This window comes from Corynebacterium drakensteinense, from assembly GCF_041224285.1.
Classification (GTDB): domain Bacteria; phylum Actinomycetota; class Actinomycetes; order Mycobacteriales; family Mycobacteriaceae; genus Corynebacterium.
In genome coordinates this window covers 34,496-49,635 of record NZ_JAXOFP010000005.1, presented here as the reverse complement: position 1 = coordinate 49,635, position 15,140 = coordinate 34,496, and the positions used below count along the sequence as shown (strand labels likewise).

Genomic DNA, 15,140 nt, shown 5'->3' with positions numbered 1-15,140 from the left:
AAAGCACTTCTGTATTTAGGCTTTCGGCATCACGGAGCGGCGCAATACCAATGCGCACAACACCGCGAGCACGGCATACAGCAGTAGCCAATGTTGCCCCATGTAGCCTAGTGCCGTCGATGGCAAGAACTGACTGGCAATGATGAGCGCGACTGCCACGGCTAGGGCAACAACTTGACTCACGCTCGCTTTCTGGGCGCGGTTCACGGTGGCGAATGCGCCGAAAAGCACTGCTGCAATACAGATGGCCAAAAATGCTGGGGTGATGGCGAATGGTACCGCCCAGCCATCAGAAAACCATGCGACCACGCTAAAAATTGCCAGCGCAACTGCAAGCGCAATAAAAGAGCCACCGGCCCGTAGAGCCAGTGGCACCGTCACTTCACGCCCAGTGGAGTGACCGTTGTTGGAAGAAGAGTTTTTCGCTGCCATGAATGAACAGCATACTTCCCTACTTACTTGTTTTCGGCCCAACCCCACAGGATGGCACGCCCAATTGCGTGGAAGTGCAGGTTAAAGCCCAAAACTGTCGGGCTCGCGTCCTCTGGAATCTCCATTTCTTCGGTGTCTACAGCATGCACGGCGTATAGGTAGCGGTGCGGGCCGTGACCCTCTGGTGGTTGCGCACCAAAATGGGTACGTTCACCGGAGTCGTTGACCAAGGATTTTACGCCTTTGATGCCGAGGTCTTCTGCCTCACCCGCGTTGGTTGGCAGTTCAGTGATATCTGCAGGGATGTTAAACGCGGCCCAGTGCCAAAAGCCGGAAGCAGTCGGCGCGTCCGGGTCGAAGCATGTCACGGCTAGCGATTTAGTGCCTTCCGGCAAATTTGACCACGCTAATTGTGGCGAGTTGCTCTCTGGAGCCTGGAATTTCTCCGGGATTTCATCGCCATCAACTAAGTCTGTGGAAGTCAGTGTGAAAGACGGCAGGTCCTTCAGCGGTGCGTATGGATCTGGTCCAGGAAAACGGGAGTCATTTGCATAATCGGTCATGACACCATTTGTACCTGAATCTTGCCGAAATCGCCGGTGCTTTGCAGGCTGACCGCATTCGTTGACAGTGCTCATGGCATGCCTAGTTTTGCCAATCGTTTCTCCCTGTGCCATCACATTTTCGCCCTTAACCTGCAAATTTGTTTTAACTACATATGACATACTAAAGTAAGTCAGCGTTGCCGAGCTTAAGAGCAAAGCAAGTAGAAAAACTTTGTAGATAACTTCTCACCAAGTTGTTCCTACTTACTACGCTCGTATGCTTGCGTGCACCCTGCCCGGGTGGCGGAATGGCAGACGCGCTGGCTTGAGGTGTCAGTGTCCTATTAACGGACGTGCGGGTTCAAGTCCCGCTCCGGGCACAATTGTGAAGTCTCGGGACATCGTTTCAACGGTGTCCCGAGACTTTTTGCCTTTCGCGCCTGACCGGTGCGTGATGTCGTCGTTTTGGTTTGGCTGGCGTTTAGCCCGCGTTTAACCCCGTTTTGGTATGGCTGTAGCCAGCAGAGTGGCTAACAACCATGGTCTTTAGCGCACGCAATAGCAGAATGGCTTAATCTCGCAAAGCTTGCAGCGGCGCTACCAAAGGGACCTCATCATGCAGCAAAATATCTGCTTCGACGTGGTACACAGATTCAACTAATTCGGTTCGCAGCACGTCTTTCGGAGCCCCCTGCGCCCGAATCTGGCCATCTTTCAGCACCACCAACGTGTCACACATTCGTGCAGCCAAGTTGATGTCGTGGATGGCTATTAGGCCAAGACTACCCTCTTGTCGTGCCTTCTCACGCACTTTTGAGAGCACGAACAATTGGTGATGGAGGTCCAGGGCAGATGTTGGTTCATCCAAGAGCATGAGCCCTGGTCGGCCCACCAACATTTGCGCGAGAGCAACGAGCTGGCGCTGTCCACCGGACAACTCGTTGAGATAACGCGATGCAATGTGGTCGAGATTTAGCTCATGGATGATCTCACCTGTACGCAGCACCGGGTCCTCGCAGGATTCGCGTCGTGCAGCGATGAGCACGGCCTCGAATGCGCGCAATGCCGCGGTGCTTGGCAGATCCTGTGGCACGTAGCCGGTCAGCTGGCGCTTCTTCTTTCGATGTGGCGCAGCACCGTCGACTCGAAATCTGATGTCTCCTTCGTAGCCACGGTGTACGTCGGCAAGCGATTTGATGAGTGTAGTCTTACCGGATGCATTGGGGCCCAGGAGGCCAACGATCTGTCCTCCCGTCAACCGCTCAACATTGACATCATGAAGAATTTGGTGTGAGCCGTATCCCGCGCGCAATCCTGTGATGGTCAATTCCACGTCCATAATGCCAGGCTTCGAAGTGTTTAGCTCCACAGTGCCCTCCTTCTAGCCATGACAATTGCAATAAAGAATGGAACGCCAAGCAACGAGGTCACGATACCAATCGGGATCGCCAGCCCCGGTTTTACGATCAAGCTCAGAGCATGCGCAGTGCACATCACGGCGGCCCCAGCCGCCATGGAGGCAGGTACAAAATAGCGTTGGTCTTCACCAACGAGCATTCGGGCGATGTGCGGGCCAACCAAACCAATGAAACCAATGATGCCTGCAAAAGCGACTGTCGTTGCTGCCACCAGCGAAACCACAACCAGCACGATTACGCGCAACGCTGAAGTGTTCACGCCCATAGCCGCCGCACGTGCATCACCTAATCGCAAGGCAGTCAATTGCCATGACAAGGCCCACAAGATTGGAATAGCTACGGCCAAAACTCCTGCTAACACCGCGTTTCCGGTCCAGCTAGCACGCGTTAACGAGCCGAGCGACCAGAATACGATTTGCTGTAGCGCCTCCGCCGACGAACGATACTGAATGAGCGCCAACATTGCTTGGAAGAAAAAGACCAATCCAATGCCGAGCAACACCATAGTTTCTGCCCGAACACCACGCAGGATGGCAGCAATAACGATCACTCCAGTGGCGATGACTGAAGATAACCATGCTACTAATGCGAGATTTAATTGCGGCTGATTGACTATCTGCCACCGCAATACAATCGCACTCGCACCGCCGAATGCGGCCGCAGCTGAAATACCTAGCGTAAACGGCTCCGCGAGTGGGTTGTTGAGGATAGTCTGCATTTCTGCGCCCGCGAGTGAAAGACTTACCCCGATCAACAGTGCCATGACAGCCATCGGTAACCGTAGTCGCCAGAGCACCGTGTGGGTTTGGTCGTCCAAGCTGGACGGGTTAAGAATGCCTGTAATCACCTGACCTGGGCTGATATCAATTGCTCCCACAAAATTGCTGGTAACAAAAGCAGCCGCAGCGATTGCACAAAGACCAGCGACTATGCCGATCCGCTGCCATGTGAGTTTTTTGTGCTGGCGCTTGAGATCTAATACAGCAGCATCCGCCGTGCCAGACGTAACCACCGGTTGCACCGCAGCTTTTCGTCTCTTTTCTGGTGCTGAAGTTTGCTTTGCCGTGTTTGCCATCATTAATTAGTGATAAACAGAGTTCCGTCGCCAGAAATTGGCGAATACTTCTCTTGCGAATCCATCCACTTCTGCACTACGTCAATGTCTTCGTAGGCTTCTGGGTTGATCCACTGCGCGATCTGCAATAGGGCCAGGTGGTTGAATGGCGAGTTATAGAACTGGTGCCACAGGGCGTGCAATTGGTGGTCCTTGACCGCGCGTAGATCTTCGAATCCTGGTTGGATCTCTGGCAGCTTTTCGATGCTGGCTTTGGCCGAAGATTCATCGATGCCGTAACCCACTGCTGCATAGCCGACTGGGTTTCCTGCGTCGTCTTTCATCTCAGACCAGTCGCCACCCGTGGCGATGATCATGTCTGGATCGGATTCCAACACCTTTTCTGGCGTCAGTGCACCAGATTCCCCTTCGATCACGTGATCGCCTACGTTGTCACCACCGGCAGTGTTCACTAGCTGAGAGATGTTTGAGTCATTCCACGATCCACAACAATCCAGGACACCGGCTGCTCGCCACACGAAGGTCTTTGGCTTTTCAGCAACTTCGGCTGCACGTTCTTGAACGAGATCAACGGTTTCTTGCCACTCTTTGTTGAACTCTTCAGCACGTGCTTCTTGGCCAAAAATTTGCCCCAAAAGCTCCATTGACTTCGTCGTGTTTTCCAGAGGCTTCGAGCGGAAATCCGTCACGATATATTCCATGCCAGCCTCATCCATTTTTGTGGTCAGCCCGGCTTTCTCAGAAGCTTCGTAGGCATCCATGGACAAGACCACCAAATCGGGCGTAAGGCTCAACAGGTTTTCTACCGTTACATCGCCTTTGGACAGACCACCGATTTCTGGAATCTCATTGACTTCTGGAAGCTGCGTTTCCAAACGCTCATAGTAATCAGGAACGTTTTTCTTCAGGTCCGTGCCGATGCCAACGACCTTATCCAGCGGGTCTTCGGTATTCAGAATTCCGGTGGCAAACAGCGTGCGGCCTTCACCGAGAATGATGCGTTCTGGTTCTTCTTCCAGCGTGACTTCCCTGCCAGCAATATCGGTCAGCGTGATGGCAGCGCCATTATCGCCGTCTTTTCCTTCGCCTGGCGACGAATTTCCATCTGCCTGCGAGGTTTCCTCCGTGCTACAAGCGACAAGAACAGCGGTGGATACAACACCCGCTGCAAGCACTGTCAAAATCTTTTTCCTCTTAAGAGCCATCATCTTCCTTAAAATTAGATTCTTACGTGGGACCAACAAGGGCAGGCTTATGTTAATCAATAAGGCAAGTCTAAACAATATTTTTCTGGTTGTTTTCGCACACATGACGTAGGACACATTAAGATTCCTGACAGTTCATTACTCGACGCAACAACGGCGACACTTGGCAGGGACTTTTACCAGAGGCACGCACGCATGACTCTGGCTAAGACAGCCACCAACTAGACTGAGGAGCTATGGATTCAGATCGAACCCAATCACAACAGCACCAGCGATCGGATAATTCTGCGCGCAACACACGACGCGGACCATGGCTGAAAAGTTTCTTGCATTTTTGTGGCACCATCCGCCGTGATGCATGGGCATCAATCCGTCGCTGGTCGCTCGCCCGTATTCTCACCGTCGCAGGCATTGCGATTGCCTTGCTCATACTGTTTATCGTTATCGACTTTCCGACCCTGACGTCGTTACGCGAAGCAGCTGACTCTGCGGGCAGTGGTTTTATGGTGCTGTTCTGGCTGGGTTATGTATTTTTTACCCAATTTCCCCTGCCGCGCACGGTATGGACGGTCGCCTCGGGGATTTTGTATGGCCCGTGGATCGGACTACTCATCGCGCTCACTGCTCTGACGGCCTCTGCCGCTATTTCTCTGCTGTTAGTCCGCTGGTTGCTCGGTGATTGGATGGCACCCCGGCTCAAGCACCCCGCGGTGTCTGGAATTAACTACCGGTTGCGCAAGCGCGGCTGGCTCGCGGTGGCATCGCTACGCCTCATCGCCGGCGTGCCGTTTTCTCTAGTCAATTACACCGCGGCGCTGACTTCGATCCCGTTTTTCCCGTTCGTCCTCGCCACGCTGCTGGGTTCGGCTCCGGGTACCGTCGTCGGGGTGCTCTTCGGTGACACCTTGATTGCAGGCACGAATCCGCTTGTCATCGTGCTGCTGGCGGCAATCGCGGTTGTGGGGATTGGTGGATTAATCCTTGACGCCCGAATGCCGGTGCAAACGCGCACGGTAATCAAGTCTGAACCATAGACTAGCCTGCGCGAGGCCGCGGTTAAGCAGGGTATAAACTGGAATCTAGATTTATTTCATGCCAGATCGACTCGTCTGCACCAGCTTGTAACCGTTGAGGAGGCCATATGTTTGCCGTCCATGCCCGCTACCGTGGCAGTGCACCCCGGCGCGCTGATCTTGTGCAACGCTCGGCTGCAGCCTTGTCAACGCTGGACGGTGTCGGTGGATTCAACGTCGTCGGCGTGGAAGATATCGCCTCGACGATGGATGAACCATCAACGGTGTGTGACATCACCATGGCGTTGCTTGCCGACGGGGAATGGGCCGTTGGAATCGGGGTCGCCACTGGCAAAGATTCAGCATTATCCGCGGCACAAGGCACGCTTCCGCGTAATGCGCGTGCTGGAAGCGTGTGGGCCGAAGTAACGAACTCACCAACTGCGGCCGAAGATATCGCAGCCTGCTTTGCCTTGCTGGGACAAGTGCTCAATAAGCGAACTTATGAAGGCCGTGAAGCCACCGCGATGGTACGCAGCGGCTTAACCCAAAATGAGGCGGCAGAACAACTCGGTATTTCCAAACAAGCGATATCGCAACGTCTCCAGGCCGCAGGTTGGGCTGCAGAAAACGCAGGTTGGCGTCTGGCAGTCAACCTCTTGACTACAGCAGATCGGATTTCTGCAGCTCGGGGTTAGTCACAAAGTCCACGAGACGCTCCACAGCGCCGATCAAAGAGATATCAACATCCCTGAAGGTATGCACCGAATTATAGATCCGGTGCCACGCTTCTTTCGGGTTTGACCACCCCACAGCTTCGCACACCCCGGTTTTCCAATCCTGCCCGCGCGGGATGTGGGGCCATTCCGCTAAACCGACACGTGCAGGTTTTACGGCTTCCCAAATATCGACGTACGGATGGCCGGTCACTAAAACGTGTGGACCGACGTTTTCGGTCAGTCGTGCTTCTTTCGTGCCCGCGATCAAGTGATCCGCAAGAACTCCGATACGGCGTTGTGCCGTCGGCTGGAATTCTGTGAGCCGTTCTTCGAGGTTATCGAGCCCTTCTAGATATTCCACGACGACGCCTTCTACGCGAAGGTCATGCCCCCAGATCTTTTCGACGAGTGCTGCGTCATGCACACCTTCTACCCAAATACGCGAAGGGGCAGCAACGCTGGCGCTAAGATTTTCTACCCGTCGCGAGCCCGAATTTGAATGCGTCGGTGTCTGTGGCTGCGGTTGCTGCATCTTTGTGGACAGGTTCACGCGTTGGCCTTCGTGTAAAAACCCGCCGGTAATGATGGGAAACACTCGTCGGTTGCCATAGCGATCTTCCAGTCGCGCTAAGTAACCAGAAAAAGTCTTGTCGATATCGATGAGTGCACCGACAAAATCTTCGCCGACAACTTCTAATACCAGGCCGGGCTCAGCTTGCAGATCCGGAAAATTTGGTGTCTGTCGACGCGCATGTCCTCGTAAAATATCGCCGCTATACCGATCTCTACTCATGGTTTTTCAGTGTATCGATTACTATGGCCGACGATGTCTATCCGCGCCGAAGTCTTTTCTCCTGTCCAAAACACTGCAGTGTGGCTTGCTGCTTGGCTCTACGGCTATGAATCGAGCGATGCTACCCTCGATGCGCTCCAGGAGCTCGGTGGCACGAATACCATCGAAGGCACACCGATCATCGAGCTCCTTTCCGGATTGCGCGCAGCCACCGCCGATATTTTGCAGCAGCCGGAACCAGTACTCAATCTCGTGTTGTCGGGCCCGGGCGAACCGCCGGCGCTACCGGCTGGCGGTGCCGCGGCACGCTTGTATGCAGAACTCGACGCGGCAGGTGCGGTCGTGGTCCGCGATGCCAACCCAGAGCTGCACCACGTTCTGCTTCCGCACTATTCCGATGGCCGCACTGAATGGACCTGGATCCGAGAAACTGGAGCTTTGCCGCCCGCAACTGGGTTGATGGCGGGTGATGCGGATTATTACCTCAGCGAAGCCACGAACTCGGCGGCGAAACTCATTGAAGAGTCTGCGCACATACCCAACGATGTGCCGAATGCCCGGATGACCGTTGGTACGTTGGCAGATTTTTATGATATTCCCGGTCTTCCCGGTTCCGTCCCGCCGCGCGTGGCAAAACTATTCGCGCGCGCAGATATGGTTGCTGCGACCACCGAGCTGATCACGGACAAACTTGGTGATCACAGCCTGGATCACCATCTGTTTGGTTTGTTCCGGCACCTGCGACACGCTCGGATAGCCGGCGTGGAACGGGCGTGCACCGAATACGCCCGCGCCTAGTGCGCGAGCGTTGTTTTTGCAGCATTTTCCTGGCGCATCGGTGCGAAACCGAAAAGCTTGAGCTAGTTTTTCGTCCAGATATCGCAGCACCCAGCCGCGCACGGCTGACCATTGGCGGTATTGCCCTGGACGGTGACCTCGCCAAGCTTTTCGACGATTTCCCCGGCTGCGGATTCTGCCGCAATGTCGACGACCATTTCTGCAAACTGCATGGTCAGACCCGAGGTTCGTGCGCGTTCGACGTGGACGTCTTTTTCTTGTGCGGCTTCGACTAGCTCGGTGTCGAGGTCCCACATGACTTCCATGTGGTCGGTGATAAAGCCAATCGCACATACCACCACGGCCTTGATGTCGCGGTCATCTGCGAGGAATTCGGTGTGGTCGACGATATCGGGTTCGAGCCACGGTACACGCGGGTCGCCCGAGCGTGACTGCCAGACCAGGTCATAATCGTCGATGCCGGCTGCGGTTGCTGCTAAACGTGCGGCTTCGGCAACCTGCCGCGAATACAGGTTCTTGTCGCCTGCCGCACCGCCGACGTCGTCATGCCGGTTCGGCACAGAATGCGCGGTAAACAGCATGCGGGTGTTTTCGCGGCGCGCGGCGGGAACTTTGTCGAAGGCCTCTTTAATGGCCGCTGCGGTATCCGCGATAAATGCTGGATGTGAGAAAAACTGACGGATTTTCGTGAATTGGATCTCTGGTAAGTCTTTGTTCGCCAAATGCTCACGGATGCGCTTGATGTCTTCGTCGTACTGACGACACGCCGAATATCCGCCCCAGGCGGACGTTGCAAAGACTAATACCTTCCGGTGACCATCACGCGCGATTTGCTCTGCGGTGTCTTCTCCGAATGGGTGCCAGTTGCGATTTCCAAAATATACCGGAAGGTCAATCTCGCGGCGTGCGAGGACCTGTTCGATATTCGCAATGAGGGTGCGGTTTTGGCCGTTGATGGGGCTTATGCCGTCGAAGTTAAAGTAGTGTTCTCCGACTTCTTCCAAGCGCTCGCGTGGGATGCCGCGGCCACGAGTCACGTTCTCCAGAAATGGAACAACCTCGTCGTTTCCCTCGGGGCCGCCGAAGGAAAGGACGAGGAGTGCGTCGTAATCAGTCAGGGGGTGCAAATCAGTCATGTCTTTAGCCTAGCAAGCAATAACTGCTGGCATTCACGGTTATTTGCTGCTTTTCGACGAGCCCGCTGAACTGCACGCGGCGGTGCTAGCCAGCAGAGTACGAACCTGCTGCGTACGGCTGAAAAGGCTATCCCAGCAGACGAACAGCGTTTTCGGTCATACCGCTATGCCGTACTGGAACTTCGCGAACCTGGGAACCAGAATGCGGAGCTTCGATCATCATTCCATTGCCCGAATAGATGGCGACGTGTTGAGATCCGCCTGGGCCATAAAAGATGAGGTCTCCGGGCTGCAGGTCCGACGTTGATACGTGCGTGCCGTGGCGGTATTGACCACCGCTGTAGTGCGGAAGCGAGATGCCGGCACCAGCGAATGCGTATTGCACCAATCCGGAACAGTCGAAACCGACCTTGCCAAAGTCACCATTGCTGTCGGCATTTGCACCATCACGTATGCCTGCTGTTGGACCCTGCGCGTTTCCGCCGCCCCAGGCGTAGTCCACTCCCAACTGCGAGCGAGCCCGCGACAGCACTGCTTGTGCCTGTTGCGAGGAGCCAACCTCGGCGAAATTGGCGGATGCATCTTCAGTCACCGTGGTGTTGGTGTCCAGCTCGTCCAAAACTCCGCTGAGTTCGTTAACAAGCTGGTCACCAGTTGATTCAGACTCGTCGGTGCTGTCTTCGCTACCTGCGCCAGCAGATTCACTAGCTGCACCTTGCTGGTTAGTCGAGCTGTCTGTTGGCTCGGATGCCACCTGGTTTTGGGCTGAAGCGGCTTCCCCTTCCGCTTCAGCACCAGTACTGGTGCCAGTACCAGTTGCAGTATCAGTGAGTGATTCTGCTGGCTCCGTATTTAGTTGTGTTCTCGGCGTTGATTCCTCAACTCTTTGTAGCGCTGGGATTTGCCCCGGCGGATCTTGGACGGTCTGTTCAGTTGTACTGGTATCCGGTGTGACCGAATCCAATGCTGTGTGATCCGGCAAATGCTCCGCGACTTCATTGGCTGCTTGTTCAATCAATTCCGTCAGTTCGGGCGAAAGCGCCTCGGCAGTGTCAGATACCGCCTCAGCCGGATGGTTACCGGAATCTTTTTCCGCTCTATTCGTTTGTGTGTGTTCAACTTGCTCATCTTCACTAGTCGATGAGCCGTCTTCCGCTGGTCTGCCACCGGATGGACTATCGCCAGCCGTTTGTCGATCAACGGGTTGCTGATCAGTCGGTGATGTATCGCTCGCGGCGGATCGATTGGTCGAGTTTCCGCGTGCTGCCGCAAGTTCTTGCTGAGATTCTTTGTGCTCTTCAGCAACTTCTGCCCGCTGCTGCTGAAGTTGTGTAACTTGTGCTGTCGTGCGTTCTAACAGTTCACGGGCTTGCGTTTCCGCATCATTTGCTTGTTCAGCACGCTGCTCGGCAAGTTCATGGGTTTTGCGCAGCTGCGATTCTTTATTGGCTTTTTCTGTGCGCACACGGTCGAGTTCGTCGATGGTGGCCAATTTTTCATCAGCCTGCGCGCGCAAAAATGTTTTGCGGTACAGCTCATCGTCGCGGCGATCGCCGTTGCTGATCTCCGCGAGGCTCGCCGAACCCGCAGCGCGCCGATATTTAGCACGAGAGAGCTCATCGAGTTCGTCTTGTGCGTCAGCGATATCAGCCTGCGCAACATCGAGCTCTTCTTTCGCGGAGTTTACGCCACGTTCTGCTTGTGCAGCCTCGGAACGCGCATCTTGCAAGATGAGCAGTGCTTCGTTGACAGATTCACGCAACTCGCCGATTCTCAGATCCAAATTGTTGAGCTCTGATTCGGATTCGGTGATGGTGGAAATAAGCTCAGCAACCGCCGGCTGCAGCGAATCTTTCGGGCTTGCCTGCCCGATCGCGGATGATCCGAATAACGACAAAGACGCTGTACACGCAACGGCTGCGCTAAAACTGCGTACGCGAAACGCACGCCGATGAGACAATGAAGGCACGACACACTCCTGACAGGTTCAGTCAAGGCCATAGCCATGACTGAACGTTGAGTTCTACGACAGTGGGTACCGACACACGAACTCAGCAGGCATGTGGACGCAATTATCCTCAATAAACCTTGCGCCCTTGACCGTTAACCACCGTCGCCCCTGGCGTGCTTCCCCACATGCCCGTGCTGATGGTCCGCCAAGAACCCAAAGTTTATGAAATTTATGCGGCTTGCTTCCACCGCACAGTCCAATGTTTCTGCTAAGGCTCGTGAGCCAATATCCAAACCATAGGCCACAGAACGCAACAGCGACACATATTTTCACATTCATCCCGTTCGTTACGTCAAGGACTTAGGCGTGACCATTGCCCTGCCCTGCGGAAAGTCTGCCAAAATAATCGACTGTGCTGTTTGTCACATTTTGTAACGACACGCGCAATTTAAGCTCAATTGCGTAACGATTTGGTTACTAAAATCCACGAGATGGTCAAGGTTGAAAGGATGACAATGGCTGCCAAGGCGGCGACAATCGGCCACGACACGAGCGGCTGCGAAAGTTCGTTCACGTAGTTCACAACCCCGACGTCGATAGGCGCATCCTTGAATGCGGTCTCAGCGGCCTCCAGGTTGGCGCGCGAAAAGTGTTCACTCACAGCCGAACCACCGTGTGGAGTTCGCACGATCACAGTGTCCAGCTCCGTCTCACGTTGCAACTCTTGAGCCAAATCTCGCAAGTCTGCGGCCTTGTCGACATAGACGTCGACAAGCGCGACGCCGACTGTTTGTCCATCGTCAATATTGTTGACTGTGGCTACCGCCTGTTCCAGTTGCGGTTCTTGCTGTCGAGCGAATTCCGCGTGCGGGCCAAAAGCCAACCGATCGTCCTCCAGCTGAGCGCTGAGATCTGCAATATCTACACCGTGGGGAATCATGTCGGCTACTTTCTGCTTAATCTATCCGGGGGTAATACCTTCCCAGCCGGGCGTTCATTCTCGTTCTCAATACGCTAGCGGAGCAACTTTTACCACACTATTGTCCGCGACGGGCACCATAAACTTAAAACAGAACAGCTGTACTGTTATACTTTTGGCAAGACGAGGGATCATCAACCTACACTGGGACAATGAACCCCCGTGTTCTAGGACTTTTTAGTTCTTACAATATTGCAAAACAAGGAAATGGAGCTCCCCGTGACTGAAAGCTTGAACTCCTTCAACGCTAAGAAGAAGCTCGAGGTCGGCGATAAGTCTTATGACTACTTCGCGCTCGATGCAGTAGACGGAATGAAGAAGCTGCCTTATGCACTCAAGGTGTTGGCAGAAAACCTGCTTCGTACCGAAGACGGCAAGAACGTCAACGAAGATCACATCAAAGCCATTGCAAACTGGGATCCGAAGGCTGAGCCTGATACGGAAATCCAGTTCACCCCTGCCCGCGTTTTGATGCAGGACTTCACCGGTGTGCCTTGTGTTGTTGACTTGGCCACCATGCGCGAGGCCGTGTCCAACTTGGGCGGTAACCCTGATCAGGTCAACCCTTTGAACCCAGCGGAAATGGTTATCGACCACTCTGTGATCACCGAGGCTTTCGGTGACGCAGACGCGCTGACCAAAAACGTCGCCATCGAATATGAGCGCAACGAAGAGCGCTACCAGTTCTTGCGCTGGGGTGCTGAGAACTTCTCGAACTTCCGCGTTGTTCCTCCAGGAACCGGTATTGTCCACCAGGTCAACATCGAATACCTTGGCCGCGTCGTCTTTGACAACGATGGCCTGGCATACCCAGACACCTGTATCGGTACCGACTCTCACACCACCATGGAAAACGGCCTGGGAATTCTGGGCTGGGGCGTCGGCGGTATCGAGGCCGAGGCTGCCATGCTGGGTCAGCCAGTGTCGATGCTGATTCCAAAGATCGTCGGCTTCAAGCTGACCGGCGAGATCCCAGTCGGCGTTACCGCGACCGACGTGGTGTTGACCATCACCGATATGCTGCGTGAGCACGGCGTTGTGCAGAAGATCGTCGAGTTCTACGGCAATGGTGTTAAGTCCATTCCTCTGGCAAACCGTGCAACCATCGGTAACATGTCGCCAGAATTCGGTTCCACCGCCGCGATCTTCCCAATCGACGAAGAAACCACCAAATACCTGGAGCTTACCGGTCGCCCACAAGAGCAGATCGACCGCGTTGAAGCTTATGCCAAGGCCCAGGGCATGTGGCTGGAAGAAGACGACGAAGAGGCCGAGTACTCCGAGTACATCGAACTCGACCTGTCTACCGTCAAGCCTTCGATCGCTGGTCCAAAGCGCCCACAGGACCGCATCGAGCTCGACAAAGCCAAAGAACAGTTCCGCAAGGACCTTCCTAACTACACTGACGACGAAGTTCTTGCCGACGGCAAGAAGCCAGAAGTTCGTCGCATGGTCGCTGAAGGTGGCCTGCAGAGCTACGCTGATGCCGATATCACCGAAGGCCACAACGTTTCCCGTAAAGGTGAAGGCGAAGACGCTTCCGCAGGCAGCGAAGGACGCCCTTCCCACCCAACGCTGGTGCAGTCGCCAGCCGGTGGTGAATACACGTTGGACCACGGCATGGTGGCGATTGCATCGATCACCTCGTGTACCAACACCTCTAACCCATCGGTCATGATCGGTGCCGGCCTGATTGCCCGCAAGGCCAACGAACTCGGCCTGACTTCCAAACCATGGGTCAAGACGATTTGTGCCCCTGGCTCCCAGGTCGTTGACGGCTACTACAAGCGTGCCGACCTATGGAAGGACCTCGAGGCTCTTGGCTTCTACCTCTCCGGCTTCGGTTGCACCTCTTGTATCGGTAACTCCGGCCCACTGCCAGAAGAAATCTCCGATGCGATTAACACCGAAGATCTCGCTGCCACCGCAGTTCTGTCCGGTAACCGTAACTTCGAAGGCCGCATTTCGCCGGACGTCAAGATGAACTACTTGGCTTCGCCGATGATGGTCATCGCCTACGCCATCGCGGGCACCATGGACTTCGACTTCGACGAGCAGCCACTGGGCCAGGACAAAGATGGCAACGATGTCTTCTTGAAGGACATTTGGCCATCCGCAGAAGAGATCGAAGAAACCATCCAGGCATCGATCTCCCGTGAGATGTACGAGGCTGACTACGCCGACGTCTTCAAGGGCGATGAGCAGTGGCAGAACCTGGACATCCCGAAGGGTAAGACCTTTGCTTGGGATGACGGTTCCACCTACATCCGCAAGGCTCCATACTTCGACGACATGCCGAACGAGCCGGAAGATGTCCAGGACATCAAGGGCGCACGCGTTTTGGTGAAGCTGGGCGACTCGGTCACCACCGACCACATCTCCCCTGCTTCTGCCATCAAGCCGGGCACCCCGGCCGCGCAGTACCTGGAAGAAAATGGCGTGGAGCGCCAGGACTTCAACTCGCTTGGTTCCCGTCGTGGTAACCACGAGGTCATGGTCCGCGGTACGTTTGCCAACATCCGCATGCGTAACCAGCTCGTAGAAGAATCCGGCGGCTACACCTTGGACTTTACCAAGGAAGACAAGCCACAGTCCTTCATCTACGACGCAGCGCAGAACTACAAGGAAGAGCAGACTCCGCTGGTCGTTCTGGGTGGTAAAGAATACGGCACTGGTTCTTCCCGCGACTGGGCAGCTAAGGGTACCCTGCTGCTGGGTGTTCGTGCGGTCATCACCGAATCCTTCGAGCGTATTCACCGCTCGAACCTGATCGGTATGGGCGTTGCACCACTGCAGTTCCCAGACGGCGAATCCCACGAATCTCTCGGTTTGACCGGTCACGAGACCTTCGACATCGAAGGCCTGACCGAGTTCAACGATGGTTCGATCCCGAAGACCGTCAAGGTCACCGCTCACAAGGAAGACGGCGATACCGTCGAATTCGATGCCAACGTCCGCATCGATACCCCTGGTGAAGCCGAGTACTACCGCCACGGAGGCATCCTGCAGTACGTACTCCGTCAGATGGTTAAGTCCTAATCATCAATTATTGCGGGGCTGCATAACGTCTCGCTGC

13 protein-coding genes and 1 tRNA gene are annotated in these 15,140 nt (G+C 54.9%); 5 read left to right on the top strand and 9 right to left on the bottom strand.

All coding sequences use genetic code 11. The annotated features are described in order from the left end of the window. Window positions 1–15: 15 nt before the first annotated feature. Window positions 16–432 carry a hypothetical protein gene (locus U1140_RS04360; protein ID WP_369846311.1) on the bottom strand — a complete coding sequence of 139 codons (417 nt, stop codon included), beginning with the start codon at window positions 430–432 and terminating at the stop codon, window positions 16–18. A gap of 23 nt (window positions 433–455) precedes the next feature. Continuing rightward, entirely contained in the window at window positions 456–995 is a 540-nt protein-coding gene (locus U1140_RS04355; protein WP_369846309.1) for a YbhB/YbcL family Raf kinase inhibitor-like protein, read from the bottom strand. A 276-nt stretch (window positions 996–1,271) separates the two neighbouring features. Here U1140_RS04355 and U1140_RS04350 point away from each other — a divergent pair. Continuing rightward, window positions 1,272–1,357 (top strand) — tRNA-Leu (locus U1140_RS04350). 191 nt (window positions 1,358–1,548) lie between these two features. On the opposite strand, the gene U1140_RS04345 is transcribed toward U1140_RS04350, so the two are convergent. From U1140_RS04345 to U1140_RS04335, 3 genes are read right to left on the bottom strand one after another with little or no spacing between them, the layout of a single operon-like run. Continuing rightward, entirely contained in the window at window positions 1,549–2,316 is a 768-nt protein-coding gene (locus U1140_RS04345; RefSeq protein ID WP_369846385.1) for an ABC transporter ATP-binding protein, read from the bottom strand. Window positions 2,317–2,336: 20 nt separating this feature from the next. Beyond that, on the bottom strand, window positions 2,337–3,473 hold the full coding sequence (locus U1140_RS04340; RefSeq protein WP_369846308.1) for a FecCD family ABC transporter permease: 1,137 nt from the start codon (window positions 3,471–3,473) through the stop codon (window positions 2,337–2,339). Next, window positions 3,473–4,675, bottom strand: a complete 1,203-nt coding sequence (locus U1140_RS04335; protein ID WP_369846307.1) for an ABC transporter substrate-binding protein — start codon at window positions 4,673–4,675, stop codon at window positions 3,473–3,475. Before U1140_RS04335 ends, U1140_RS04340 begins: the two co-directional genes overlap by 1 nt. A gap of 314 nt (window positions 4,676–4,989) precedes the next feature. Here U1140_RS04335 and U1140_RS04330 point away from each other — a divergent pair, with 314 nt between their 5' ends. Both U1140_RS04330 and U1140_RS04325 read left to right on the top strand, forming a co-directional pair. After that, complete coding sequence (locus tag U1140_RS04330) at window positions 4,990–5,709, top strand: TVP38/TMEM64 family protein (protein WP_369846384.1); 720 nt, start codon at window positions 4,990–4,992, stop codon at window positions 5,707–5,709. 107 nt (window positions 5,710–5,816) lie between these two features. After that, a complete protein-coding gene (locus U1140_RS04325; protein WP_369846306.1) occupies window positions 5,817–6,386 on the top strand; it encodes a MarR family transcriptional regulator in 570 nt (189 codons plus the stop codon). On the opposite strand, the gene U1140_RS04320 is transcribed toward U1140_RS04325, so the two are convergent. Continuing rightward, entirely contained in the window at window positions 6,352–7,200 is an 849-nt protein-coding gene (locus U1140_RS04320) for a DUF3097 domain-containing protein (RefSeq protein ID WP_369846305.1), read from the bottom strand. The genes U1140_RS04325 and U1140_RS04320 overlap by 35 nt on opposite strands. Before the next feature lie 33 nt (window positions 7,201–7,233). On the opposite strand from U1140_RS04320, the gene U1140_RS04315 reads away from it, so the two are divergent. Next, on the top strand, window positions 7,234–7,998 hold the full coding sequence (locus U1140_RS04315) for a hypothetical protein (RefSeq protein WP_369846304.1): 765 nt from the start codon (window positions 7,234–7,236) through the stop codon (window positions 7,996–7,998). A gap of 62 nt (window positions 7,999–8,060) precedes the next feature. Here U1140_RS04315 and U1140_RS04310 read toward each other — a convergent pair whose 3' ends face one another. The 3 genes from U1140_RS04310 to U1140_RS04300 form a co-directional block, all read right to left on the bottom strand. Then, window positions 8,061–9,134 (bottom strand): ferrochelatase, encoded by a 1,074-nt coding sequence (locus tag U1140_RS04310; RefSeq protein WP_369846303.1) that lies wholly within the window; start codon window positions 9,132–9,134, stop codon window positions 8,061–8,063. A 127-nt stretch (window positions 9,135–9,261) separates the two neighbouring features. Continuing rightward, on the bottom strand, window positions 9,262–11,103 hold the full coding sequence (locus tag U1140_RS04305; RefSeq protein WP_369846302.1) for a DIP1281 family NlpC/P60 protein: 1,842 nt from the start codon (window positions 11,101–11,103) through the stop codon (window positions 9,262–9,264). A 436-nt stretch (window positions 11,104–11,539) separates the two neighbouring features. Further along, complete coding sequence (locus U1140_RS04300; RefSeq protein ID WP_369846301.1) at window positions 11,540–12,025, bottom strand: Rv1476 family membrane protein; 486 nt, start codon at window positions 12,023–12,025, stop codon at window positions 11,540–11,542. Window positions 12,026–12,283: 258 nt separating this feature from the next. On the opposite strand from U1140_RS04300, the gene can reads away from it, so the two are divergent. After that, entirely contained in the window at window positions 12,284–15,103 is a 2,820-nt protein-coding gene (gene can, locus U1140_RS04295; protein ID WP_369846300.1) for an aconitate hydratase, read from the top strand. The last annotated feature ends 37 nt before the right edge of the window (window positions 15,104–15,140 follow it).

Coding starts and splice junctions, on each gene's coding strand:
- U1140_RS04320 (WP_369846305.1), bottom strand. CDS start 7,200: ATGAGTAGAGATCGGTATAGCGGCGATATTTTACGAGGACATGCGCGT.
- U1140_RS04325 (WP_369846306.1), top strand. CDS start 5,817: ATGTTTGCCGTCCATGCCCGCTACCGTGGCAGTGCACCCCGGCGCGCT.
- U1140_RS04340 (WP_369846308.1), bottom strand. CDS start 3,473: ATGATGGCAAACACGGCAAAGCAAACTTCAGCACCAGAAAAGAGACGA.
- U1140_RS04360 (WP_369846311.1), bottom strand. CDS start 432: ATGGCAGCGAAAAACTCTTCTTCCAACAACGGTCACTCCACTGGGCGT.
- U1140_RS04315 (WP_369846304.1), top strand. CDS start 7,234: ATGTCTATCCGCGCCGAAGTCTTTTCTCCTGTCCAAAACACTGCAGTG.
- U1140_RS04345 (WP_369846385.1), bottom strand. CDS start 2,316: ATGGACGTGGAATTGACCATCACAGGATTGCGCGCGGGATACGGCTCA.
- U1140_RS04335 (WP_369846307.1), bottom strand. CDS start 4,675: ATGGCTCTTAAGAGGAAAAAGATTTTGACAGTGCTTGCAGCGGGTGTT.
- U1140_RS04300 (WP_369846301.1), bottom strand. CDS start 12,025: ATGATTCCCCACGGTGTAGATATTGCAGATCTCAGCGCTCAGCTGGAG.
- U1140_RS04355 (WP_369846309.1), bottom strand. CDS start 995: ATGACCGATTATGCAAATGACTCCCGTTTTCCTGGACCAGATCCATAC.
- U1140_RS04310 (WP_369846303.1), bottom strand. CDS start 9,134: ATGACTGATTTGCACCCCCTGACTGATTACGACGCACTCCTCGTCCTT.